The 22878-nt window shown below is 72.6% G+C and carries 16 protein-coding genes; 9 read left to right on the top strand and 7 right to left on the bottom strand.

What is annotated here, in order from left to right:
* Positions 1-98: 98 nt before the first annotated feature.
* Positions 99-2372, bottom strand: coding sequence for an alpha-xylosidase (yicI, locus tag CCN29_RS17615; RefSeq protein ID WP_086683012.1), 2274 nt, complete (start codon positions 2370-2372; stop codon positions 99-101).
* A 294-nt stretch (positions 2373-2666) separates the two neighbouring features.
* On the opposite strand from yicI, the gene CCN29_RS17610 reads away from it, so the two are divergent.
* Genes CCN29_RS17610 through CCN29_RS17595 form a run of 4 tightly spaced genes read left to right on the top strand, consistent with a single transcriptional unit; the run spans position 2667 to position 7143 of the window.
* On the top strand, positions 2667-3932 hold the full coding sequence (locus CCN29_RS17610; RefSeq protein ID WP_031022904.1) for an ABC transporter substrate-binding protein: 1266 nt from the start codon (positions 2667-2669) through the stop codon (positions 3930-3932).
* A 12-nt stretch (positions 3933-3944) separates the two neighbouring features.
* Positions 3945-4898 (top strand): carbohydrate ABC transporter permease, encoded by a 954-nt coding sequence (locus CCN29_RS17605; protein WP_086683009.1) that lies wholly within the window; start codon positions 3945-3947, stop codon positions 4896-4898.
* A 5-nt stretch (positions 4899-4903) separates the two neighbouring features.
* Positions 4904-5731, top strand: coding sequence for a carbohydrate ABC transporter permease (locus CCN29_RS17600; protein ID WP_031022905.1), 828 nt, complete (start codon positions 4904-4906; stop codon positions 5729-5731).
* Between the two features lie 32 nt (positions 5732-5763).
* On the top strand, positions 5764-7143 hold the full coding sequence (locus CCN29_RS17595) for a GH1 family beta-glucosidase (RefSeq protein WP_039985946.1): 1380 nt from the start codon (positions 5764-5766) through the stop codon (positions 7141-7143).
* A gap of 12 nt (positions 7144-7155) precedes the next feature.
* Here CCN29_RS17595 and CCN29_RS17590 read toward each other — a convergent pair whose 3' ends face one another.
* The 3 genes from CCN29_RS17590 to CCN29_RS17580 all read right to left on the bottom strand — a co-directional run bounded on the left by CCN29_RS17590 (position 7156) and on the right by CCN29_RS17580 (position 11191).
* Positions 7156-8352, bottom strand: a complete 1197-nt coding sequence (locus CCN29_RS17590; protein WP_006129775.1) for a PP2C family protein-serine/threonine phosphatase — start codon at positions 8350-8352, stop codon at positions 7156-7158.
* 101 nt (positions 8353-8453) lie between these two features.
* Complete coding sequence (locus CCN29_RS17585) at positions 8454-9206, bottom strand: IclR family transcriptional regulator (protein WP_086683015.1); 753 nt, start codon at positions 9204-9206, stop codon at positions 8454-8456.
* A gap of 557 nt (positions 9207-9763) precedes the next feature.
* Complete coding sequence (locus CCN29_RS17580; RefSeq protein WP_086683006.1) at positions 9764-11191, bottom strand: cellulose binding domain-containing protein; 1428 nt, start codon at positions 11189-11191, stop codon at positions 9764-9766.
* A 302-nt stretch (positions 11192-11493) separates the two neighbouring features.
* Between CCN29_RS17580 and CCN29_RS17575 the strand changes: the two genes are divergently transcribed.
* The 5 genes from CCN29_RS17575 (at position 11494) to CCN29_RS17555 (ending at position 16940) form a co-directional block, all read left to right on the top strand.
* Positions 11494-12363, top strand: coding sequence for a GntR family transcriptional regulator (locus CCN29_RS17575; protein WP_031065009.1), 870 nt, complete (start codon positions 11494-11496; stop codon positions 12361-12363).
* Positions 12364-12524: 161 nt separating this feature from the next.
* Entirely contained in the window at positions 12525-13730 is a 1206-nt protein-coding gene (locus CCN29_RS17570) for a glycoside hydrolase family 64 protein (RefSeq protein ID WP_086683002.1), read from the top strand.
* 127 nt (positions 13731-13857) lie between these two features.
* Entirely contained in the window at positions 13858-15015 is a 1158-nt protein-coding gene (locus tag CCN29_RS17565) for an AI-2E family transporter (protein WP_031022914.1), read from the top strand.
* Positions 15016-15073: 58 nt separating this feature from the next.
* Positions 15074-16300 carry a cysteine desulfurase-like protein gene (locus CCN29_RS17560; RefSeq protein WP_086682999.1) on the top strand — a complete coding sequence of 409 codons (1227 nt, stop codon included), beginning with the start codon at positions 15074-15076 and terminating at the stop codon, positions 16298-16300.
* A gap of 67 nt (positions 16301-16367) precedes the next feature.
* The gene (locus CCN29_RS17555) at positions 16368-16940 is read left to right on the top strand and encodes a GNAT family N-acetyltransferase (RefSeq protein WP_006129768.1); all 573 of its coding nucleotides are present in this window, start codon (positions 16368-16370) and stop codon (positions 16938-16940) included.
* Between the two features lie 33 nt (positions 16941-16973).
* Here the strand turns inward: CCN29_RS17555 and CCN29_RS17550 are convergent, their stop codons facing one another.
* From CCN29_RS17550 to CCN29_RS17540, 3 genes are all read right to left on the bottom strand, one after another.
* Positions 16974-18890: an AMP-dependent synthetase/ligase gene (locus CCN29_RS17550; RefSeq protein WP_086682997.1), complete on the bottom strand. Its 1917-nt coding sequence runs from the start codon at positions 18888-18890 to the stop codon at positions 16974-16976.
* 105 nt (positions 18891-18995) lie between these two features.
* Complete coding sequence (locus tag CCN29_RS17545) at positions 18996-20546, bottom strand: vWA domain-containing protein (RefSeq protein ID WP_086682995.1); 1551 nt, start codon at positions 20544-20546, stop codon at positions 18996-18998.
* Positions 20547-20778: 232 nt separating this feature from the next.
* The coding region (locus CCN29_RS17540; RefSeq protein ID WP_086682992.1) for a pectate lyase-like domain-containing protein at positions 20779-22878 on the bottom strand (2100 nt) is incomplete at its 5' end.

The following is a 22878-nucleotide window of genomic DNA, read 5'->3' as shown; positions in this document are numbered from 1 at the left end:
GCGACCGGACCCCTCACGCCGAGGCGACCGGACCCCTCACGCCGGGGCGAACAGCCCCCTCACCCGCCGCAGGCACCGTCACCCCGCCGCAGGCACCGTCACCCCGCCGCAGGCACCGTCACCTCGCCCGTTCCCGACGCCTCCGCCCCGCCCGGTACCCGCACCGTGAACGGGCGGTCCGTGCCCGAGGCGGTCACCCGCAGTACGTCCCCGTCCCGCCGGACGCGGAACGTCGCCTCCGGGAGGCCCGCCGTGTCCACGACGGTCACCTCGGCCGTCCAGTCGGGCGCGCCCGTCGGGTGGACCAGGAGGACCGGCGCGGCCAGCCAGTCGCCGTCCGGGCGGGAGTCGTCCCCGGCCAGCGGCAGCACCGCGCCCTCACGGACGTACAGCGGCAGGCTGTCGTAGCCGTGGTGCTCGGTGCGCCAGCACGGGCCCGTGACCCGCTCGCCGCTGAGCAGATGCGTCCAGGTGCCCTCCGGCAGGTACACCTCGACCTCGCCGTCCGCGCTGAACACGGGTGCGACCAGCAGGTCGGGGCCGAGCATGTACTGGCGGTCCAGCGTGCGGCACGCCGGGTCGCGCGGGAACTCCAGCAGCATGGGCCGCATCATCGGCACGCCGGTGCGGTGCGCCTCGGCCGCCGCGCCGTACAGGTACGGCATCAGCCGGTGCTTGAGCAGGGTGAACTGCCGCGCGACGTCCACCGCCTCGTCGCCGAACTCCCACGGCACCCGGTACGACGTGGAGCCGTGCAGCCGGCTGTGCGAGGACAGCAGACCGAAGGCGAGCCAGCGCTTGAACACCTCCGGCACCGGCGTGCCCTCGAACCCGCCGATGTCGTGGCTCCAGAAGCCGAACCCGCTCAGCGACAGCGACAGCCCGCCGCGCAGCGACTCCGCCATCGCCTCGAAGGACGACCAGCAGTCGCCGCCCCAGTGCACCGGGTACTGCTGGCCGCCCGCGGTCGCCGAGCGGGCGAAGACGACCGCCTCGCCGTGCCCGCGCTCCTTCTCCAGCAGCTCGAACACGGTCCGGTTGTACAGATGGGTGTAGTAGTTGTGCATCCGCTCGGGGTCCGAGCCGTCGTGCCAGACGACGTCGGTCGGGATGCGCTCGCCGAAGTCCGTCTTGAAGCAGTCCACCCCCTGGTCGAGCAGCGCCTTCAGCTTGCTCTGGAACCAGGCGCGGGCGTGCGGGCTGGTGAAGTCGACCAGGCCCATGCCGGCCTGCCACAGGTCCCACTGCCACACGTCGCCGTCCGGCCGGCGCACCAGATGCCCGAGCGCGGCGGCCTCGTCGAACAGCGGGGACTTCTGCGCGATGTACGGGTTGATCCACACGCTGACCCGCAGGCCCTTGTCCTTGAGCCGGGCCAGCATGCCCTCCGGGTCCGGGAACACCTCCGGGTCCCACTGGAAGTCGCACCACTGGTACTCGCGCATCCAGAAGCAGTCGAAGTGGAACACCGACAGCGGGATGCCGCGCTCCGCCATGCCGTCGACGAACGAGGTCACCGTCGCCTCGTCGTACGCGGTGGTGAACGAGGTGCTCAGCCACAGGCCGAACGACCAGGCGGGCGGCAGCGCGGGGCGGCCGGTGAGGGCGGTGTACCGGCCCAGGACGTCCTTCGGGGTCGGGCCGGCGACGACGTAGTACTCCAGCGTCTGGTCCTCGACGCTGAACTGCACCTGGCCGACGGACTCGGAGCCGACCTCGAAGGAGACCGCGCCGGGGTGGTTGACGAAGACGCCGTAGCCGCGTGAGGACAGGTAGAACGGGACGTTCTTGTAGGCCTGTTCGCTGCTGGTGCCGCCGTCGGCCTGCCACACGTCGACGGTCTGGCCGTTCTTGACGAACGGCGTGAAGCGCTCACCCAGACCGTAGACGTGCTCGCCGACGCCCAGCGACAGCCGGCTCAGCACGTGGTGCGCCCCGTCGGCGGTGGTGGCGTACGCCGTGCTCTTCTCGCCCGCGCGGGTCAGCTCGCGCCCGTCCGCGTCGAGGAAGGTGAGCGCGAAGGGGCCGTCCGCGTCCAGCCGCAGGGTCAGCGGGCCGCTGGTCAGCTCCGTGACCGCGCCGTCCCGGCGCACCTCGCCCGCGCCGCCGGCCTCGCCCGCCAGGGCGAAGTCAGGTCCGGGACGCCGCTTCCCGGCGTGGTGGGTGACCCGCACGCCGATGATCCCCTCGGCGGGGGAGAAGCAGTCGACCGTGACCAGCGGGGCGTTCAGGGTGTCGCCCCGGCGCGTCACCTTTTTCGTCGAGGCAAAGCTGGTGAAGCGCTTCGATTCTGCGCGGACATCTCGCACCTCGGTGGCGTACGAGACCTGGACGCCGTCGCGGATGCGCCAGAAGCCGTCGGTGAATTTCATGGTCTTCCTCGGGATGGGGAGGGCGATGGAGGTGCGAGGGGAACCTCTGACCAGGAACTATGACAGGATCCGCGGAACCTGTCACGCCCCGGCGCAGGGAGATCGTGCCGTTCGGGGGCTAGCGCGACCGACTCGCGCTGACGTATTAGTAATCAGGCCGAACAAATTACACCCCGGTGTGGCGCCCGACGAGACCCCGATTGCGGCGGCCCGTTGTCGAAGCGCTTCACCTCCCTTCCACAGAGCCGCCGGCCTCGGCACACGCCGGGCCGGTCCCACCCAGGGGCACCCACCGTGACAGCACATCCACCGGTTGCCGCACGCCGTCCGCGCCCAGGCGGGCGCGCACGCAGAGCCGTCACCTCGCTCGCCGCCGCCGCGGCCCTCCTCGCCTCCGCGGCGCTCACCGGCTGCGCCGAGCAGCGCGACGACGGCGTGTACACCGTCCTGAACTCCTCGACCGACGAGACCTACCACCGCTGGGACGCCGAGGCGATGGCCCGCTGCGGCAAGCGGCTCGGCGTCACCGTCGAACAGCAGAGCGTCCCCGCGTCCCAGGTCATGACGAAGGCGCTGCGCATGGCCTCGTCGAAGTCACTGCCGGACGTCGTGCAGTTCGACGCCTCCGAGATGCCGGTGTTCGCCGAGGCCGGCGGACTGGTCGACCTGCGCACCCTCGGCCTGTCCACCGACCACGTGCCCGACGGCATCGTCGACTTCGGCTCCTACCGGGGCACCTACTACGGGGCCGCCCGCTCCGTGAACACCCTCGCCCTCTTCTACAACAAGGACGTCCTCGCCGAGGCGGGCGTCCGCACCCCCGCCACCTGGGACGAACTCCGTCAGGCGGCACGCGAGCTGACCCGCGGCAAGCGCTACGGGCTGGCGCTCAGCGCGGGCGGGGCCGAGGACGGCGTCTTCCAGTTCACCCCGTTCATGTGGTCCAACGGCGGCGACGAACGCGAGCTGGACAGCCCGGAGGTCGTCGAGGCGCTCGACTTCTGGAAGGCGCTGCTGAAGGACGGCTCGCTCTCCCGGTCCACGGTCAACTGGACCCAGGCCGACGTCAACGACCAGTTCATGGCGGGCAACGCCGCCATGATGATCAACGGCCCCTGGCAGGTCGAGACCCTCAACAGCGACCCGGACCTCGACTGGGGCATCGCCGAGATCCCCGTGCCCGAGGCGGGCGCCGACTCCGTCGCCCCGCTCGGCGGCGCTGTGCTCACCGTGCCGCGCACCGGCGACGAGGACCGCCAGCGCATGGCAGGACGGATCGTCGCCTGCCTGACCGGCGAGAAGGAGCAGCTCACCTACGCCCTCAACAGCTGGATGGTCCCGGCCGACGAACGCGCCGCCGCCCAGTGGCGGGCGCGCGTGCCCGAACTGGACGCGCTGGCCGACCAGGTCGCCGCCGCCCGCTCCCGCACCGCACAGGTCGGCGCCGGCTGGCCTGCTGTCTCCCTCGCCCTCCAGAGCGCCTTCCAGTCCGCCCTGACCGGCCAGTCCAGCGAGGCCGCCCTGAAGCGCGCCCAGCAGCGGGCCACGAGCGGGAACTGAGGTACGCACCCCATGACCACGTCCACCGTCACCGCCCCGCCGTCCGACGCCGCGCCCCGGAAGGACGCCGTCCCGGACCCGGCCCGCGCCCGTCTGCGCCGGCGGCTCATCCGGTGGGGCTTCGTCGCCCCCGCCGTCCTGTTCATGCTGCTGTTCTTCGGCTACCCGCTCGTCCGCAACGTCGTGATGAGCTTCCAGCACTACACGCCCAAGACCTTCTTCACCGGCGAGGCCCCCTTCAACGGCGCCGACAACTGGTCGTCCGTCCTCCAGGACGCGCTGTTCGGCAAGGCCCTGTGGCACACCCTCGTCTTCACCGCGGGCTCCCTGCTCGGCCAGTTCTGCATCGGCCTCGCCCTCGCCGTCTTCTTCAACCGCCGCTTCCCCCTGAACGGCGTCCTGCGGTCGCTGATCCTGCTGCCCTGGCTGGTGCCCATGGTGGTGTCCGGCATCGTCTGGCGCCGCATCCTCGACCAGGACACCGGCGTGCTGAACACCTTCCTCGACACCCTCGGCCTCGGCGGGCACACCCCGTGGCTCACCAGCCCCGGCATGGCGCTGCTCTCGGTGATCCTCGTGAACATCTGGATCGGCATCCCGTTCAACATGGTCATCCTCTACGGCGGCCTCCAGGAGATCCCCAAGGAGCTGTACGAGGCTGCCTCCCTGGACGGCGCCTCCGCCTGGCGGGCCTTCCGCTCCGTCACCCTGCCGATGCTCAAGCCGGTGATCACGGTCGTGCTGGTGCTGGGCTTCATGTCGACGGTGAAGATCCTCGACCTGATCCTCGCCCTCACCGACGGCGGCCCGGCCGACGCCACCCAGACCCTGGGCACGCTCACCTACCAGAACTCCTTCGTGGAGCTGGACTTCGGCGCCGGCGCGGTCGTCGGCAACGTCCTGATCCTGATCTCCGCCGTGTTCGCGGTGTTCTACCTGCGGGCCAACCGCACCGAGGGGAAGTGACCGACATGGCCGCCCACGCGCCCACCGCGCCCCGCCGCCGCTGGGGCTCCACCGTCGCGGGTCTGCTCGTCCTCGCGGTGATGCTGTTCCCGCTGTACTGGATGCTCAACACCGCGCTCCAGCCCGACTCCGGCCTGCTCCAGGTCGACCCGGTGCCCCCGGGCCTCGACCTCTCCGGCTTCACCAAGGCCCTCACCGACCAGGGCGGCAACCTGCTGACCTCCCTGCTGGTGTCCGCCGGCGCCGTCGTGATCTGCCTCGCGATCGCCGCGCCCGCCGCGTACGGCCTGGCCCGCTTCGGCCTGCGCGGCTCGCGGACCATCGTGTTCGGCACCCTCATCACCCAGATGGTGCCGGGCATCGTCGTCGCCAACGCCCTCTACACCTCGTACGTCGACCTGGGCCTGGTCAACTCCTACGCCGGGCTCATGCTCGCGGACGCCTCGCTCGGCATCCCCTTCTCCATCGTGCTGATGCGCTCCTTCATGGTGTCCATCCCCGGTGAGGTGATCGAGGCCGCCGAGATCGACGGGGCGGGCCCGGTGCGGGTGTTCCTGCGGGTGGTGCTGCCGATGAGCCGCAACGCCCTGATCACCTCGGGCCTGTTCGCCTTCCTGTTCGCGTGGAGCGACTTCATGTTCGCCCTCACCCTCAACACCACCGACGACGTCAAGCCGGTCACGCTGGGCATCTACCAGTACATCGGCGCACACGTCGGGGACTGGGGCTCGGTCATGGCCGCGGCCGTGCTCTCCGCCGTGCCCGCCGCGATCCTGCTCGTCCTCGCCCAGAAGTACATCGCCGCCGGCATCACCGGAGGCTCGGTCAAGTGACCACCGCGCACCACGAAACGGACCACACCCGCATGAACGACTTCCCCCGGTTCCCGCCCGGCTTCGTCTTCGGCGCCGCCACCGCCGCCTACCAGATCGAGGGCGCGGCACGCGAGGACGGACGCGGCCCGTCCATCTGGGACACCTACAGCCACACCCCCGGCCGGGTGGCGAACGGCGACACCGGCGACGTCGCCTGCGACCACTACCACCGCTACCCCGAGGACGTGGCCCTGCTGCGCGACCTGGGCGTCGGCTCGTACCGCTTCTCCGTCGCCTGGCCGCGCATCGTGCCCGACGGCTCGGGACCGGTGAACCCCAAGGGCCTGGACTTCTACTCCCGGCTGGTCGACGAACTCCTCGCCGCCGGCGTCGAACCGGCCGTCACCCTCTACCACTGGGACCTCCCGCAGGCCCTGGAGGACCGCGGAGGCTGGCGCGTACGGGAGACGGCCGAGCGGTTCGCCGAGTACGCGGCCGTCGTCGCCGACCGCCTCGGCGACCGCGTGCCCCGCTGGATCACCCTCAACGAGCCGTGGTGCAGCGCCTTCCTCGGCTACTCCGTGGGCCGCCACGCCCCCGGCGCCCAGGAGGGCCGGGGCGCGCTCGCCGCCGCCCACCACCTGCTGGTCGCCCACGGCCTCGCCGTGCAGGCGCTGCGCGCGGCCGGGGTGCGCGAGGCCGGCATCACCCTCAACCTCGACCACCACCTCCCCGCGACGGACTCCGACGCCGACCGGGCGGCAGTGGTGCGCGCCGACACCCTGCACAACCTGGTCTGGACGGAGCCGATCCTCGCCGGGCGCTACCCGGACACCGAGCAGGAGACCTGGGGCGAGCTGATCACCGGCCTGGACGTCCGCCGCGACGGCGACCTGGAGCTCATCGCGCAGCCGCTGGACTTCCTCGGCGTCAACTACTACCGCCCGATCGTCGTGGCCGACGCCCCCCACCGGGAGAGCGACCCCGCCCTGCGGGTGGCGACCGACAACCGGTACACGGAGGTGCCGATGCCCGGCGTCCGGCGGACCGCCATGGGCTGGCCGGTCGCCCCCGGCACCCTCACCGACCTGCTGGTGGACCTCGGACAGCAGTACGGGGACGCCCTGCCGCCCGTGCACATCACCGAGAACGGCTCCGCCGAGGACGACGAGGCGGGTCCCGACGGCGCGGTGCACGACACCGACCGCGTGACCTACCTGCGCGACCACCTCACCGCGCTGCGGGCCGCGATCGACGCGGGCGTCGACGTGCGCGGCTACTACGTGTGGTCGCTGCTGGACAACTTCGAGTGGGCCTTCGGCTACGCCAAGCGGTTCGGCATCGTCCGCGTCGACTACGCCACCCAGCGGCGCGTCCCGAAGGACAGCTACCACTGGTACCGGCGCCTGATCGCCGCCCAGCGGGCCTGACCGGGGCGCGGCTCAGGCCGCCGTGGCGCCGTCCGCGTCCGTCAGCGGGCGCACCCCGGCCGGCGCGGCGGCCTGGGCGGCGGCGGGTTTGCGCAGCAGGAGCAGCGCCGCGTCGTCGTGCAGCCGGCCGCCCACATGGTCCAGCAGGTCCTGGTGCAGCGCGGCCAGCGTCCGGGCCGGCTCGTCGCTCAGGTGCCGGGTCAGTCCCTCGGTCAGGGGGTAGAACACGCGGTCGGCGTCCCGCGCCTCCGTGACGCCGTCGGTGTGCAGGAGCAGCTGGTCCCCGTCGCCGAAGGACACCACCTGGAGGCGGGGCGTCTCGCCCGACAGGGCGCGCAGTCCGAGCGGCGGCGCGGGGTGGTCGGTCTCGACGGCCGTCACCTCGGCGCCGCGGATCAGCAGCGGGGGAGCGTGACCGCAGTTGACCATCTCCAGCCGCCCGGGTTCCGGGCAGCCGGCGACCACGGCGGTGACGAAGTCGTCGCCGCCCAGGTTGCGGGCCAGGCTCCGCTCGATCCGGCTCACCACGTCCAGCAGGTCCGGCTCGTCGTACGCCGCCTCGCGGAACACGCCGAGCACCAGCGCGGCCGTCCCCACCGCGGGCAGCCCCTTGCCCCGCACGTCCCCGACGATCATCCGCACGCCGTACGGGGTGGGGATGAGGGCGTACAGGTCGCCGCCGATCCGGGCCTCCGCGGCGGCCGCGCTGTAGCGCACCGCCACCTGGAACGGGCCAACCGTCTCGGGCACCGGCTGGAGCAGCGCGTGCTGCGCGGTCTCGGCGACGGAACGGACGGCCGCCAGCACCCGCTCACGGCGGGCGCGCAGCGCGCTGGCGAGGGTTCCCGCCAGCGTGACGGTCACCAGGGCGGCCAGCACGACGGCCAGGTGCGTCAGGTCCATGTTGTGCCGGAAGGCGATGCCCGCGCCGAGCACGAACGCCAGGGCGCCCACGCCCAGCACGCCCCGGGGCCGGCTCGTGGCGGCGGCCAGGGCGGGTCCGGTGGCGAGCAGCGGCAGCCAGATCCGGCCGGTGCCGGCCGCCATGTCGATGGTCACGATGATGCACAGGATCAGCACGGGCAGGGCCGGTGTCTCGGCGACCCAGTGCGCGAGGGCACGGGTGCGCGGGGACCGGAGGCGCCCGATGCCGGGCGGGTACGGCGGTGTCGGCGAGTGGTCGCGTCCATGCTGACGGGCGTGACTCATGTGCTGTCCGGTGTCCTCACCTATGCGTGTCCGAAATGACTGCTTGATCCCTGCTTCTACAAGGGAAAATGATGGTGCCGGGCATCACAAGGACGCGGTTTTCACATAGTGAGAGACAGGCTGCGGGTGACCCGGTCGGCGGTCGGCAGCAGCCGGCCGCGGACCTCGTCGATGCGGTCGAGCCGGCTGCGCGGCATGGAGACGCCGAGGGAGCCCAGCGTGCCGCCGCTGTAGACCGGCACCGCCACGCACACCGTGCCCAGCGCGTACTCCTCCAGGTCCGTCATGGCCGGGGCGAGCGGCGTGGTCTCCAGCCGGCGGATCAGCTCCACGGGCGTGGTGACCGTGTGCGGCGTGAGGTCGTTCAGCACGTGCCGCGACAGGTACTCCTTGCGGCCCTCTTCGTCCAGCTCCCGCAGCACGGCCTTGCCGAGGGCGGTGGCGTGTCCCGCGTCCTCGAACCCCACCCACAGGTCGACGCGCGGGGCCCGGGGCCCGTCCACGACCTCGGAGACCCGGATCTCCCCGTCCTCGTAGAACGTGAGGTAGGCGGCGCTGGACAGCTCGTCCCGCAGCGCGGACAGAACCGGCCGGACCCGGGTGAGCAGCGCCTGGCTCCGGCCGCCGGCGTTCAGGGACTGCACCCGGTCACCCAGGACGAACCCGCCGTCGTCGAGTTTCCGCAGGTAGCCGTCGTGCACCAGGGTGCGCAGCAGATGGTAGGCGGTGCCCAGCGGCAGCCCGGTCTCCCGCGCCAGCTGCTTGGCCGGCGCGCCCGTCTCGTGCGCGCTCGCCGCCTCCAGCAGCCGGAAGGCCCGCTGCACGGACGAGATGAGCGTCGGGCTCGCACCCATGCGTCCAGCCTGCGCCACCCGCCCCCCGACGGCAAGAAGAGCCCCCGCTCCTCTTCGGAACGGGGGCTTTCCGAACGCCTGCCGGTGAGCCGGCGCGTCAGCCGTCCCGCCCGGCCGCGTGACCGGCCGGTCGGTGAGCGCAACGTCGAAGACGTGCATCACCCCCTGGTCCGTCCCCCGCGGCAGGACGACGGCCGCCACGCGCTTCGCCGGGTCCAGCGCCACCGGACGCGTCCCGAACACCTTGGTCTGCGCGGTGTCCGAACCCCCCGACGCCCGGTTCCGCCCGGTCGTGGTCACCAGCGGCTCGTTGCCGAACCGGTAGGCGGTCCCGGGCGTCCAGTCGGTGAAGCCGACCGGCACCTCCTGCGTCGAGCCGTCGGTGTACTCGACCACCGCGGTGCCCTGCGCCGGGCCGTTGGCGGCCAGCCCCAGGAAGGAGATCCCGGCTGCCTCCCGGCCGCCCAGCGCGATGCGCTGACACGAGGCGACGTCACCCCGCCCGCGACGCGCCGGCCGGACCCGCTCCCGGCGGGCCCGGCCGGCGCGTCACACCGTCAGGGCGCGGGGACCTCGTCCACGAACGAGGTGCCGGCGGCCCGGTACCCGTCGATCTTCGCCGCCACCTGGGCGGGCGTCAGCACCTGGTCCTTGACGTGCAGGACGTAGTCGACCTGCTGGTGGTAGGCGCGGGGCGTGGTCGACGGCTGGCCCGCCAGGTCGATCAGCCACTGGTTGAAGTTGATCGACATCGGCCGCTCCGGCAGGTACGCGGTGTCGTGCGTGCCGAAGAGGCTGCCGTCGATGTAGTACCTGATGCCGGAGCCGTCGATGGTGACGACCAGGTCGTGCCAGCCGGCGAAGCTGCGCCGGCTCTCGCTGTGCTGGTTGACGGCCTGCCAGGGATCGGGGTTGTAGGTCTCCCAGGACGTCGTGTAGAGGATCGAGGACGGCTCGCCCCAGCCGCCGTTGGGCAGGTACTCGAAGTCGTACTCGGCGTAGTCGTCGGCCATCGGCGCCTTGAGGTCGTTGATGGTGAAGAACGTCTGCACCACACGGTCGCCGTCCGGTCCCGTGACGGGCGCGTCGGAGAAGCGCACCCGGGCCGCGTAGGTGCCGTACGCGAACTTCGTGCTCCGGGTGAGGATCTCGGTGTGCGTGGTGGAGGCGCCGGTGCCCGCGGTGGAGGTCTCCAGGTCCATCACCGAGTTCCCGCCCGAGGAGCTGAAGGTCACCTTCGACGGGTCCCAGGTCGCGCCGGGCACCCCGGGACCGCCCGCGTTGGAGCGGACGTTCCAGCCGTGCGCCGAGAGGTCGGGGTCGGTGTGCGAGGCGTAGTCGAAGTCGTCGAACAGCGTCTGGCCGCCCTCGCCGGGCGGGTCGGCCGGGTCCGTGGGACCGGTCGGGTCGTCGCCCCCGGGCCCGGCGCCCCACACGGTGGCGCCCGCGAGCCGCGCGGTCACCTTGTCCCAGTCGGCGTACGACGTCCGCGCGGCGCCGAAGGAGTAGTCGTCGCTCTGCCGCAGCGTCTGCCAGTCGGCCCGGTGGAACCGCAGTTGCAGGTCCCCGGTGTCGGCGCCGGGCGCGAGCGTGCCGGCGGACGGGGTGAACCCGATCTCCAGATAGCGGTCGGCCGTCGCGGTGGGCGTGGACAGCGTGCCGAACGTGCCGGTGACGGACGAGCAGCCGACGACCGCCCAGGAGCAGGCGAACCGGTACGCGGTGCCGGGGGCGTCGGCCTTGAAGTAGTAGCGGATCTTCACCTGGCTCAACTGCACCGGCGCGGAACCGGTGTTGCGGATCTTCAGCCAGGGCTCGCTCTGGTCGGCGGTGGCCCCGCCCGCGCCGGTGCGGTACTGCACGGCGAGCGGGCCGTCCGCCGCGTTGGCGGCCGGGGCGGGGAGCCCGGTGAGGGCGGCGCCGCCCAGCAGGGCGGTGAGGGCGAGTGCCGCGCGGGCGCGGCGGCCGGAGGGACGAGTACGCATCCGTGGTCCTTTCGCGGTGGGGGTGGCGCACGGTGGTGCGTCCGCGCGGCGGGCGTGGGGGGCTCCGCCCGGCGCGGGGCTCGCGTGACGGACCGGTCCTCGGAACTGACCAGTTGCCCGCCAGGCCTTACCAGTCGATGTCGAGAGAAGGTGGCATAGACCAATGTGTGCGTCAACCCCACGCGCTGAAAAGGGGGTTGACCTTGCCGAGGGGTGCTCTCGCGGTGACCGGACCAGTTAAGGTCGACGGCATACCAGTCGCCCCGCGCGCCGCCCGCGGCCGACGCCGAGGAGAGACCCGTATGGCCATCGATCCCGCCGCCTCGGGTGCCGTGCTCAAGCGTGAGCGGGTGCGCGACGCGCTCCTCGAACTCATCGAGGCCCGCCGCCCCGGGGACGCCGTCCCCTCCGAGCGGACCCTCTGTGCGCAACTCGGCGTGTCGCGCCCCACGGTGCGCGCCGCGGTCGACGAACTCGTGGTCGCGGGGCTGCTGGTGCGTGAGCACGGCCGGGGCATGTTCGTGGCCGCCGAGAAGATCACCCAGGAACTCGTCGCGGGAAGCGGTGCGTTGACCGTGCCGCAGGCCAGGGGCGTGTGGACCAGCCGCGTCCTCGAACTCCGCACCCTCCCGGCCGGCGCCCGCGTGGGCCGCAGACTGCGCGTGTCACCGGCCGCCACGATCCGGTACGCGGCCCGGCTGCGGCTGGTGGACGGCGCCCCGATGGCCATCGAGCATCTGCATCTCCCCGCCGCCCTGGTGCCCGGCCTCACCGGGGCGGAGCTCGAACAGGGCGACCTTTACGAGCACTTCCGCGACCGGCACGGGGTGCGGGTCGCCGAGGCCGTGCAGTCCGTCGAGCCGACCGTGGTGACCCGCGCGGAGGCGGACCTGCTCGACGTGCCCGAGCTGTCCCCGGCCCTGCTGTTCGAGCGCCTCACCACCGACACCGCCGGCCGACCGGTGGAGTACGTCCGCTCCGTCTACCGGGGGGACCGCTACCGCATCGTGTCCCGGCTCGCGCTGGCCCCGTCGGCCCCGGGTGCGGACGAGACGCACGGGGACGAGACACACGGGGGAGAGGGGCATCACCACCCGGGCTTCCCGCCCGGCGACCTGACCTCCCGCGCCCCGGTGCGCTTCTCGGCGCACGGCGTCGTGCAGCACGACTGAGCCGCTGCCCGGGCGCGCCCGCCGGCACTCCGCGACGGCATGCGGAATAGCAGACTCCCTGATTCACGCCGCAACCATTGACAGGTCCATACCAGGGCGGCGACTCTCGCTGAGAGCGCTCTCACCACTGTTCCCGGCCACTCGTCGAACGGAGAACCACCATGCTGCGCACTCTCAGACGCCGGTTCACCGCCGTGGCGCTGGGCATCGCCACCGCGCTGGGCGGCGGCTGGCTCGCCGCCGGGGTCCCGTCCCCCGCGCACGCCGCGGTCCCGGCCACCATCCCGCTGACCATCACCAACAACTCGGGCCGCGCCGAGCAGGTCCACATCTACAACCTCGGCACCGAGCTGTCGTCCGGCCGGCAGGGCTGGGCCGACGCGAGCGGCGCCTTCCACCCCTGGCCCGCGGGCGGCAACCCGCCCACACCCGCGCCCGACGCCTCCATCCCCGGCCCGGCCCCCGGGCAGTCCACCACCATCCGGATCCCCAAGTTCTCCGGCCGCATCTACTTCTCCTACGGCCGCAAGATGGAGTTCCGCCTCACCACCGGCGGCCTGGTGCAGCCGGCCGTGCAGAACCCCACCGACCCCAACCGTGACATCCTCTTCAACTGGTCCGAGTACACGCTCAACGACGCCGGACTGTGGCTCAACAGCACGCAGGTCGACATGTTCTCCGCGCCCTACACGGTGGGCGTGCGGCGCGGCGACGGCACCACGCTGAGCACCGGCAAGCTGCGCCCCGGCGGCTACAACGGCGTGTTCAACGCGCTCAGGGGACAGTCCGGCGGCTGGGGCAACCTCATCCAGACCCGCTCCGACGGGACCGTGCTGCGCGCCCTGTCCCCGCTGTACGGGGTGGAGACCGGCGCCCTCCCCGCCTCGGTCATGGACGACTACATCAACCGGGTCTGGAACAAGTACACCGGCACCGACCTCGTCGTCACACCCTTCGGCGACCGCCCCGACGTCCGCTACACCGGCCGGGTCTCCGGTGGCGTCCTGCGGTTCACCGACCGCTCGGGCAACGTGGTCACCACCTTCCAGAAGCCGGACGCCTCGTCCGTCTTCGGCTGCCACCGCCTCCTCAACGCGCCCAACGACCAGGTGCGCGGCCCCATCTCGCGCACCCTGTGCGCGGGCTTCAACCGCTCCACCCTGCTCACCAACCCCCACCAGCCCGACCCGAGCGCGGCCGGCTTCTACCAGGACCCGGTCACCAACCACTACGCGCGGGTCATCCACGCGCAGATGGCCGACGGGAAGGCGTACGCCTTCGCCTTCGACGACGTCGGAAACCACGAGTCGCTCGTCCACGACGGCGACCCGCGCGGGGCGTCCCTGACGCTCGACCCGTTCAACTGATCACACCGTGCCCCACGCCCCGCGCCCGGCCGCTCCTTTGGCCGGACGCGGGGCGCCCGACCTTCGCCGGCACACGTTCCTGTGTCCCGGGATCACCACGGCCCCACCCGCCCCATAGGGTGCCACCATGTCTGCCACGTTGAACGCCGGTAAAACGCGCGCCGCGCTGCGCACCTCGGCACGCATCTCGGGGGAACTGCTGCTGGTCCTGCTGGCGACCGGGGTGGCCCTCTGGCTGCTGGGCCGGATGTGGTCGGTGGTCTGGCCGCTGATAGTCGGCCTGCTGCTCACCACGCTCACCTGGCCCCCGACCCGCTGGCTGCTGCGGCACGGCTGGCGCCCCGCGCTCGCCGCCTCCCTCGTCACCGTGCTGTTCCTGCTGGTCGGAGCCGGCACCGTGGCTCTCATCGCGGTGCCCGTCGCCTCGGAGGCCGGCGAACTCGGCGACGGCGTCGTCGAGGGCGTGCAGAAGCTGCGCGAGTGGGCCGAGGGCCCGCCGCTGAACATCGAGGACGCCCAGATCACCGGCGCCTTCGACGCCGCCGTCGCCCGCCTCCAGGACAGCGCCGGGTCCATCGCCACCACCGCCGTCACCGGCGTGAGCACCGTCTTCAGCGGCGTCGTCACCGCCGTCCTGGCGCTCTTCCTGATGTTCTTCTTCCTCAAGGACGGACCGCGCTTCCTGCCGTGGCTGCGCCGCCAGCTCCCCGGCCGGCTCGCCACCGACGTGCCGGTCGTCGCCGCGCGCTGCTGGAACACCCTCGGCGCGTTCGTGCGGTCGCAGGCGCTCGTCGGTCTGATCGACGCCGTGCTGATCGGCCTCGGCCTGTGGATCCTCGACGTGCCGCTGGTCCTGCCGCTCGCGGTGCTGACGTTCGTCTCCGCGTTCGTGCCCATCGTCGGCGCCCTGTTCGCCGGACTGGTCGCCGTGCTGATCGCGCTGGTGTCCAACGGGTTCATGGACGCGCTGCTCGTGCTGGTCGTCATCGTGGTCGTGCAGCAGCTCGAGGGCAACGTGTTCCAGCCGATGATCCAGAGCCGCGGTCTAGGACTGCACGCGGCGGTCGTCCTGCTGGCGGTGACGCTGGGCGGCAGCCTGTCCGGGATCGTCGGCAGCCTGCTCGCCGTGCCGGTCGCCGCGCTCGTCGCGGTCGTCTGGAACTACCTGCGCGAACAGCTCACCGACCCTCCGGAGCCCGAGCCGTCCGCGCCGGACCCGTCGTCGCCGCCGTCTCCGGAACCGTCGGCGCCCCGGTCTCCCGCGCCCGGCGCCCCTGCGGCCTGACCGCCCTCCGCCCTTCCTTGCCGAGCACCCCTTCTTCGACGACCTCCGGGAAGCCTTCGTGACGTACGACCTCACCGCACTGCGCGCCGACATCCCCGCGCTGGCCGCCGGCACCGCCCACTTCGACGGCCCCGGCGGCACCCAGACGCCGCGCCCCGTCATCGACGCGATGGCCACCGCCCTGGCGCGGCCGCTGTCCAACCGGGGCGGCCTGCTCCCCGGCGAGCGCCACGCCGACACGCTCGTCGTCGAGGCGCGCCGCGCCCTGGCCGACCTGCTCGGCGCCGACCCGGCGGGCGTCGCCTTCGGCCGGAGCGCCACCCAGCTCACCTACGACATGGCCCGCACCCTCGCCGCCGGCTGGTCGGAGGGCGACGAGGTGGTCGTCACCCGGCTCGACCACGACGCCAACATCCGCCCCTGGACCCAGGCGGCCGAGCGCGTCGGCGCCACCGTCCGCCGCGCCGACTTCGACCCGGCCACCGGTGAGCTGACCGCCGACCACATCGCCGCGCAGCTCACCCCGCGCACCCGCCTGGTCGCGGTCACCGCCGCCTCCAACCTCATCGGCACCATGCCCCCGGTCGCCGAGATCGCGCGGCTGGTCCACGAGGCGGGCGCCCTGCTGTACGTCGACGGCGTGCACTACACGGCGCACGCGCCGGTCGACGTGCGGGAACTCGGCGCGGACTTCTTCGTCTGCTCGCCGTACAAGTTCCTCGGCCCGCACCACGGCGCGCTGGCCGCCGCCCCGGAACTGCTGGAGACCCTGCGCCCGGACAAGCTGCTGCCCTCCTCGGACGCGGTGCCCGAGCGGTTCGAGCTGGGCACCCTGCCCTACGAGTTGCTGGCCGGCACCCGCGCGGCCGTCGACGTCCTCGCCGGGCTCGGCGGCCGTACCGACGGCGACCGCCGCGCCCGGCTCCGCGCGGCGTACGAGGCGATCGGGGAGCACGAGGGGCGGCTGCGGGCCCGCCTCGAGGAGGGGCTCGCGGACCTCGACGGGGCGACCGTCCACTCCCGGGCGGCCCGCCGCACCCCGACCCTGCTGGTCACCTTCGACGGCCGCCGCACCGAGGACGCCTACCGCTTCCTCGCCGGACGGAACGTCCACGCCCCCTCCGGCCACTTCTACGCCCTGGAGGCCTCCCGCCACCTGGGCCTCGGCGACACCGGCGGCCTGCGCGTCGGCCTCGCCTGCTACACCTCCGACGAGGACGTCGACCGCCTGCTCGACGGCCTCGTGGACTTCCTGAAGGAGACCCCGGCCACCCGGGAGCGGTGACCCGCGGGCCCGCCGGCACCGCGCGCATACGGCGGCGCCGGCGAGCCGGACGTGCCATCGTGGACGCATGACCGTCGAAGTCCGTCCGGCCGTGGAGTTCGAGGACGTCCGTGCCGTGGTCGGCCCCAAGTCGCCGCAGGCGAACGTCTGCTGGTGCCTGAGCTACCGCATCCCCTCCGCGCTCAACCGCGAGCTGCGCGGCCCCGCCCGCGGCGAGTACGTCGCCGGGCTGCTCCGCTCCGGCACCCCCCTCGGGGTGCTCGCCCACGAGGACGGCGAGCCCGCCGGCTGGGCCGCCGTCGCCCCGCGCGCGGACACCTCCTTCGCCCGCAACCGCAAGATCCCGCACGTCGACGACCTGCCGGTGTGGTCGCTCTGGTGCATCCGGGTACGCCCCGGCCACCGGGGCAAGGGCATCTCCCACGCCCTCATCGAGGGCGCCGTCGCCTACGCCCGCGCGCAGGGCGCCCCCGCCGTCGAGGCGTACCCCCTCGACAACGGCGACGCCCGCGTCGACCTCACCATGGCCTACCCCGGCCTCCGCAAGAACTTCGAGCGGGCCGGTTTCACCCACGCCGCCGACACCACCTCGGTGCTGTCCGGCCACCCCCGTGTCTTGATGCGGCTCGACCTGCGCTGACCGGGGAAGAGCAGGTCCACGCGCACGACCGCCTCACGCGTACAGCGCGGCGATCTCCTTCGCGTACGCCTCCTGCGCCGCCTTCCGCTTCACCTTCAGCGACGGGGTGAGCAGCCCGCTCTCCTCGGTGAACTCGCCCTCGACGACGGTGAACGCGCGGATGGACTCGGCGCGGGACACGGCCTCGTTGGCGTAGTCCACCGCCTTCTGCACGTCGGCGCGCATGCGCGGGTCGCGGACCACCTCGGACATCGGGGTGTCGGCGGGCATCCCGCGCACCGACAGCCAGTGGGCCACCGTCTCCGGGTCCAGGGTGATGACCGCGGCCACGAACGGCCGGTTGTCGCCGACGACCAGGCACTGCCCGACCGGCGGGCGGCTGCGCAGCCGGTCCTCCAGCACGGCGGGGGAGACGTTCTTGCCGCCTGAGGTGACGATGATGTCCTTCTTGCGGCCGGTGATGGTCAGATAGCCGTCCTCGTCGAGCGCGCCGAGGTCTCCGGTGGTGAACCAGCCGTCGCGCAGCACCTCCTCGGTGGCCGCCGGGTTGTTCCAGTACGACCCGGTGACGATGCCGCCCCTGACCAGCACCTCGCCGTCGTCGGCGATGCGCACCGCCGTGCCGGGGACCGGCCGGCCGACCGTGCCGGGGCGCGGGGACAGCGGCGGGACGACGGTGGCGGCGGCGGTGGTCTCGGTGAGGCCGTAGCCCTCGTAGATCATGATGCCGGCGGCGTAGAAGAAGAGGTTGAGGTCCTTCTCCAGCGGGGAACCGCCGCTGATGGCGTAGCGCAGGCGCCCGCCGAGCTCCTTGCGGACCCGCCGGTAGACCAGCAGGTCGTACAGCGCCCACGCGGCGTACAGGCCGGGCCCGGGGCCCTTGCCGCGGCCCAGGAAGCGGTCGAGGTGCGCCCGCGCGAAGCGGACGGCGACGCGGTGGGCGCGCTCGAAGGACGCGCCGCGCCCGATCTTCTCGGCGGTGGCCCGCCCGGTGTCGTGGATCTTCTCGAAGAGATAGGGCACGCCCACCACGAAGGTGGGGCGGAACGACTTGAGCGCGGGCCGCAGTTCGTCCGGCTTGATGCTCGGGCAGTGACCCGTCTCGATGCGGGCCATCAGGCAGGAGATCTGCAGGGTGCGGCCCAGGATGTGGGCGAGCGGCAGGAACAGCAGCGTCGAGGCGGCCCGGTCGGTGACCGCCTTGAAGACGGGGTGCAGCAGCTCGACCGTGTTGGCGGATTCGGCGTACAGGTTGCCGTGGGTGAGGACGACGCCCTTGGGGCGTCCCGTGGTGCCGGAGGTGTAGCAGACGGTCGCCACCGTCTCGGCGGTGAGGGCGGTGCGCCGCTTGGTGACCTCCTCGTCCGGTACGTCCCGGCCCCGGGCGACGAGGTCGTCCACGGCGCCCGCGTCCAGCTCCCACACCTCGGGCGGCGACGACAGGGCGGCGGTGCCGGCCCGGACCGTGGCGGTGTTGTCCGGGGTCTCCGTGACGACGTGCCGGACGCCGGAGTCGCGGACGATCCACTCCACCTGCTCCGCCGAGGAGGTCGGGTACACCGGCACGGTCTGCCCGCCGGCCGCCCAGATCGCGAAGTCCAGGAGCGTCCACTCGTAGCGCGTCCGCGACATCACCGCGACCCGGTCGCCCGGCATCACACCGGCGGCGACCAGGCCCTTGGCCACGGCGGTGACCTCCCCGGCGAAGGCCGCCGCCGTGACCGGCCGCCACACCCCGAGCTCCGCACGGCGCAGCACGACCGCGCCGGGCGCCTCGTCCGCGTTGGTGAACGGGATGTCGGCGATCGTGCCGGCGGCGGGGTGCGCCGCCAGGACCTCCGCGCGGACCTCCCGGACGAGACCCCGCTCGTCCTTGACGGTCTCGACGTGCGCGCGGCCCGCCAGGTCGGCCCGTCGTTTCGCCCGTTTCAGATCCCTGCGTACGCCCATGACGGCTCCCGGTCGCGGCTGACTGTCGTACTGGTGCTGCCCGTACTTACTTACTCAAGAGTCAACTTACTCGCGCGTAAGAACGAGTCAACGGTCCGGGGGCGATCAGTACAGTCCGTCCGCCGTACGGATCGCCTCGGCCAGCTCCCGCACGTCCGCGTCCTCCGTGCGCCGCGCCAGCGTCCCGGCGCGCTCCGACAGCTCCTCGAGGCCGGGGGCGCCCGGCAGCGCGCTCTCCCGGTAGCCGGAGCGCAGGGCGTCGGCGAAGTACGCGGCGGTCGCGGTGAGCGTCAGCCGGGGCCGCGCCCGCCACACCGACTCCGCGAGCCCGCCGGTCTCCACGTCACCGGTCTCCTCGTGCGGGGTGCGGCTGTCGGGGTCGAGCCAGCGCACCGTCGCCGTGGCGAGGTGCCCCTCGGCGCCGGGACGGGTGCGCACCGCGTAAAGGGCGGTCACCGTGTGGCCGGGGCCGACCTCGCCGCCGTCGACCCGGTCGTCGCGGAAGTCCTCGTCGGCCACCCGCCGGTTGTCGTAGCCGACCAGCCGGAACTCGGCGACCGTCTCCGGGTCGAAGGCCACCTGCGCCTTGGCGTCGCGGGCGGTCAGCTCGATGTTGCGGGGCAGCTCCTCGCAGAACACCTCGCGGGCCTCCTCCTCGTCGGACACGTACACGGTGTGGCCGTCGCCCCGGTCGGCGAGCTGCTCCATGAGGGCGTCGCCGTAGTCGCTGCCGACACCGACGCCGAACAGGGTGATGCCGTGCTCCCGCCGGGACGACGCGATCCGCTCCAGGATGGGGTCGGCCTGCGTCTCCCCGGTGTTGGCGAGGGCGTCGGACACCAGGACGACCCGGTTCGTGGCGCCCTCGCGGAGCCCCTCCACGGCGGTCTCGTACCCGGTCTCCACGCCGGCGCCGAGGTTGGTGGAGTCGGTCGGCTCCAGGCTGTCGATCGCGTCGTGGATCTCGCCCCGGTCGCCGTCGAGCCGGGTCATCGGCAGCACGGTCTCCGCCTCGTCGCTGAAGGTGACGAGGGCGACCGAGTCGTCGTCGCGCAGCCGGTCGGTCATGGTGCCCAGCGCCTCCTGGGCGAGGTCGAGCCGACCGGGTTCGCCCATCGAGCCGGAGATGTCGATGACGAACGTCAGGGCGGCGGGCGGCCGTTCGCCGTCGGACCCGGCGGTCCGGGTGGCGAGTCCGACCCGCACCAGCGACCAGTCCTCCTGGTCGGTGCGGGCGCCGTCCACGGTGACCGTGAAGCCGTCACCGTCGGGGCGCGGGTAGTCCTGCCGGAAGCTGTTGACGAACTCCTCGGGACGCACGGTCGACGGGTCGGGCATCCGGCCCTCGTCGAGGGCGCGCCGGGCGTACCCGTAGGACGCGGTGTCGACGTCCAGCGCGAACGTCGACAGGTAGTCGGGCTCCGGGGCCACGTCCCGCGACTCCTGCTCGCCCTCCCGCTCACCTCCCTCGTACCGGCCCGTCCCGTCGGGCGCGGGCAGCGGCGCCTTGCCACCGCCGCCGCCCCCGCCGTCGTAGGAGGTGTCGGCCTTCTGTGCTCCGCTGTCGCTGTCCGCGCTGCATCCGGTGAGCATCAGCCCGCAGGCCGCGGTGAGCGCCAGCAGTACCGCCGGCCCTCGTGTCCCGTGCCGCTTCATCCTCTGTACCCCCTGTGTCGGTCGACGCCGCTTCAGTGACTGTGACGGCGCGGCGGGCCGGAACGTGCGGCACGGGGTGTTGCAGGTGCGTCTCGATGCGGGCACGGGGACGTCCCGCCGAGACCGGTAGGTGATCTTCCGTTGACCTGGGCGAGGCCCGGGGACACGAACGGCCGGTGCGGTCCCGGGGGTGACGTCCCCGGGACCGCACCGGCCGCGAACGGTTCGTTCCCTACGGGTAGTTGACCAGGTTGGCGACGTTGGTGGCGGAGTTGGACGGACCGCCCCGGTCGTTGATGACATGCCGGATGGTGCCGGTGCCGCCGAGGGACACCGTGACCATGTTGCGGAAGCGCACACCGGGCCGGTTCGGCGCGGCGAAGGCGCGCTCGGCCGTCACGCTCGGGTTGACGTTGAAGAAGCAGTAGCTGCCCAGCCCGTACGCCTCATGGCTCGTGACGTGGTCGGCGACCTTGTACGCGGCGTAGCCCTGCGTCGAACCGTCCATCCAGGCCGCCTGGTTCGGCGGGTCGTACGGCATCTCGTTCTGGTAGAAGTACGTGCGCCCGCCGTTGCCGTTCCACACCGTCTGGTGCTTCTGGTAGTGCTCGACGAACAGCCCGTACATCGTCACGTCGTCACCGTTGACGACGAGTCCGGTGTCGGCGGGGTTGACCGTCCAGCCGATGCCGTCGCCGTGGTCGCCGCGCCAGACCCACATGTGGTCGCCGATGACATGGTCGCTGTTGACGACCAGGCTGGTGGTGGCCTTGCCCGCGTGGGCGCCGCCGACGCGGAAGTACACGTCGTGCAGCGAGGTCGGGTTCGCCGCGTGGCTCGCGGACGCCCCTTCGGGCCCGATCTCCACGAGCGTACGGGAGTTGGTGGTGCCCGCGTCGAACAGGACGCCCGCGATCTTCACCCCGTCGACGTCGGCGACCGTCATGGCCGTCACCCCGTTGTCCGGGACGAAGGTGGCCAGGCCCAGACCCAGCACCACGGTGTCCGGACGCGTCACCCGCAGGGTCTGGTCCAGATGGTAGACACCCGGCGTGACCAGCAGGTTCTTGCCCGCTGCCAGGGCCGCGTTGATCTGCGTCGCGCTCGCCGTGCCCGGCTTGACGACGTAGAAGCTGTCCATGCCGAGCGAGGTGCCGGCCGTGGCGCCGTTCGCCCAGGTGGTCCCGGAGGAGTCGGCCCGCAGCGCGGGCACGAACACCCGGTAGGCGCCCGCCGCGTCCACGTACAGATACGGCTTCTCCCGCACCGTCGGCGTCCGGTCGACGGTGGTGTACGGCGGCTGCGGGAAGGTGTTGCCCGGGACGCCCTGGCTGCCGACGAAGACCATGTTCCAGTTGGACCCGTTCCAGCTGCCCAGCTGGGAGTTGCGGGTCAGCCACTGCTGCTGCGACCCGGAGCGCACCTGCCCGTCGATCTTCGTGTCGGCCATGAACCCGCCGCTGGACCAGCCGCCGTCGCTCAGCTCCAGGTCACCCCGCACATGCATGCGCCGGTAACCGGAGGCCTGCGACACGGCCCAGCGGTCCGTCCCGCCGGTCGGGTTGACCGACAGGTTCTCCGCCCCGCGCCAGAAGTTCTGCGTCGCGTTCTGCGGCGGGAACCAGTCCGCCTCCACATGCACGGCGCCGTTGATCGTCACCGCGTCCGGCGACTGCCCGAGCCCCAGCACCTGCGTGTAGAAACCGACGTTGACGTCGTTGCTGTACGTGCCCGGCTTGAACGCCACCGCGTACCGCTGGGAGCCGAACTGGTTGGTCTCCTGCTGCCGGAAGATCGAGTCCAGGCGGCTCTGGATGACCGACGACGGCATCGACGGGTCGAACACGGCGACGTTCGGGCCGAGATCGACGTCCCCGGGCGCGCTGCTCACCGGCGTGACCTGGAAGCGCTGCGCCGCCGTGCCGTTGCAGGCGTACTGCACCAGCTGGACGGAGTCGGCGGTCGAGGCGGACGGCACGTCGAGGCACTTGCCGCTGTGCCGGTTGACGAAGTGATAGGCGCCGCCGCCCTCGTCGACCGGCAGCCACTGCTGGTTGGCGCCGCCGCCGTACGTCCACAGGTGCACGGCCGCGTTGTCGGCGGCCGACACGTCGCTGACGTCCACCACCTGACGCTCGTCGTTACGGTTTCCGATGCGGACGTAGCCGTCGCTGGTCGGCGTGAAGCTCCACTGCTGGGCGGTGGTGCCGTTGCAGGTGTACTGCTGGACGGCGGTGCCGTTGACGGTGCCGGCGGCGCGGGCGTCGAGACACTTGCCGCTGCCGCTGTTGACGACCGTCGTCCACCCGGAGGGGAGTGCGGCGGCCGCCGC

Origin of the sequence: Streptomyces pseudogriseolus (assembly GCA_002154585.1) — a bacterium.
GTDB classification, from domain to species: domain Bacteria; phylum Actinomycetota; class Actinomycetes; order Streptomycetales; family Streptomycetaceae; genus Streptomyces; species Streptomyces pseudogriseolus.
Note: the sequence above shows the minus strand (reverse complement) of the source record. Positions and strands in the feature narration are given on the sequence as shown.

Bases quoted from the DNA above. Each gene is read 5' to 3' on its own strand.
- yicI (WP_086683012.1), bottom strand. From the start codon at position 2,372: ATGAAATTCACCGACGGCTTCTGGCGCATCCGCGACGGCGTCCAGGTC.
- CCN29_RS17605 (WP_086683009.1), top strand. From the start codon at position 3,945: ATGACCACGTCCACCGTCACCGCCCCGCCGTCCGACGCCGCGCCCCGG.
- CCN29_RS17600 (WP_031022905.1), top strand. From the start codon at position 4,904: ATGGCCGCCCACGCGCCCACCGCGCCCCGCCGCCGCTGGGGCTCCACC.
- CCN29_RS17595 (WP_039985946.1), top strand. From the start codon at position 5,764: ATGAACGACTTCCCCCGGTTCCCGCCCGGCTTCGTCTTCGGCGCCGCC.
- CCN29_RS17590 (WP_006129775.1), bottom strand. From the start codon at position 8,352: ATGAGTCACGCCCGTCAGCATGGACGCGACCACTCGCCGACACCGCCG.
- CCN29_RS17585 (WP_086683015.1), bottom strand. From the start codon at position 9,206: ATGGGTGCGAGCCCGACGCTCATCTCGTCCGTGCAGCGGGCCTTCCGG.
- CCN29_RS17580 (WP_086683006.1), bottom strand. From the start codon at position 11,191: ATGCGTACTCGTCCCTCCGGCCGCCGCGCCCGCGCGGCACTCGCCCTC.
- CCN29_RS17575 (WP_031065009.1), top strand. From the start codon at position 11,494: ATGGCCATCGATCCCGCCGCCTCGGGTGCCGTGCTCAAGCGTGAGCGG.
- CCN29_RS17570 (WP_086683002.1), top strand. From the start codon at position 12,525: ATGCTGCGCACTCTCAGACGCCGGTTCACCGCCGTGGCGCTGGGCATC.
- CCN29_RS17565 (WP_031022914.1), top strand. From the start codon at position 13,858: ATGTCTGCCACGTTGAACGCCGGTAAAACGCGCGCCGCGCTGCGCACC.
- CCN29_RS17555 (WP_006129768.1), top strand. From the start codon at position 16,368: ATGACCGTCGAAGTCCGTCCGGCCGTGGAGTTCGAGGACGTCCGTGCC.
- CCN29_RS17550 (WP_086682997.1), bottom strand. From the start codon at position 18,890: ATGGGCGTACGCAGGGATCTGAAACGGGCGAAACGACGGGCCGACCTG.
- CCN29_RS17545 (WP_086682995.1), bottom strand. From the start codon at position 20,546: ATGAAGCGGCACGGGACACGAGGGCCGGCGGTACTGCTGGCGCTCACC.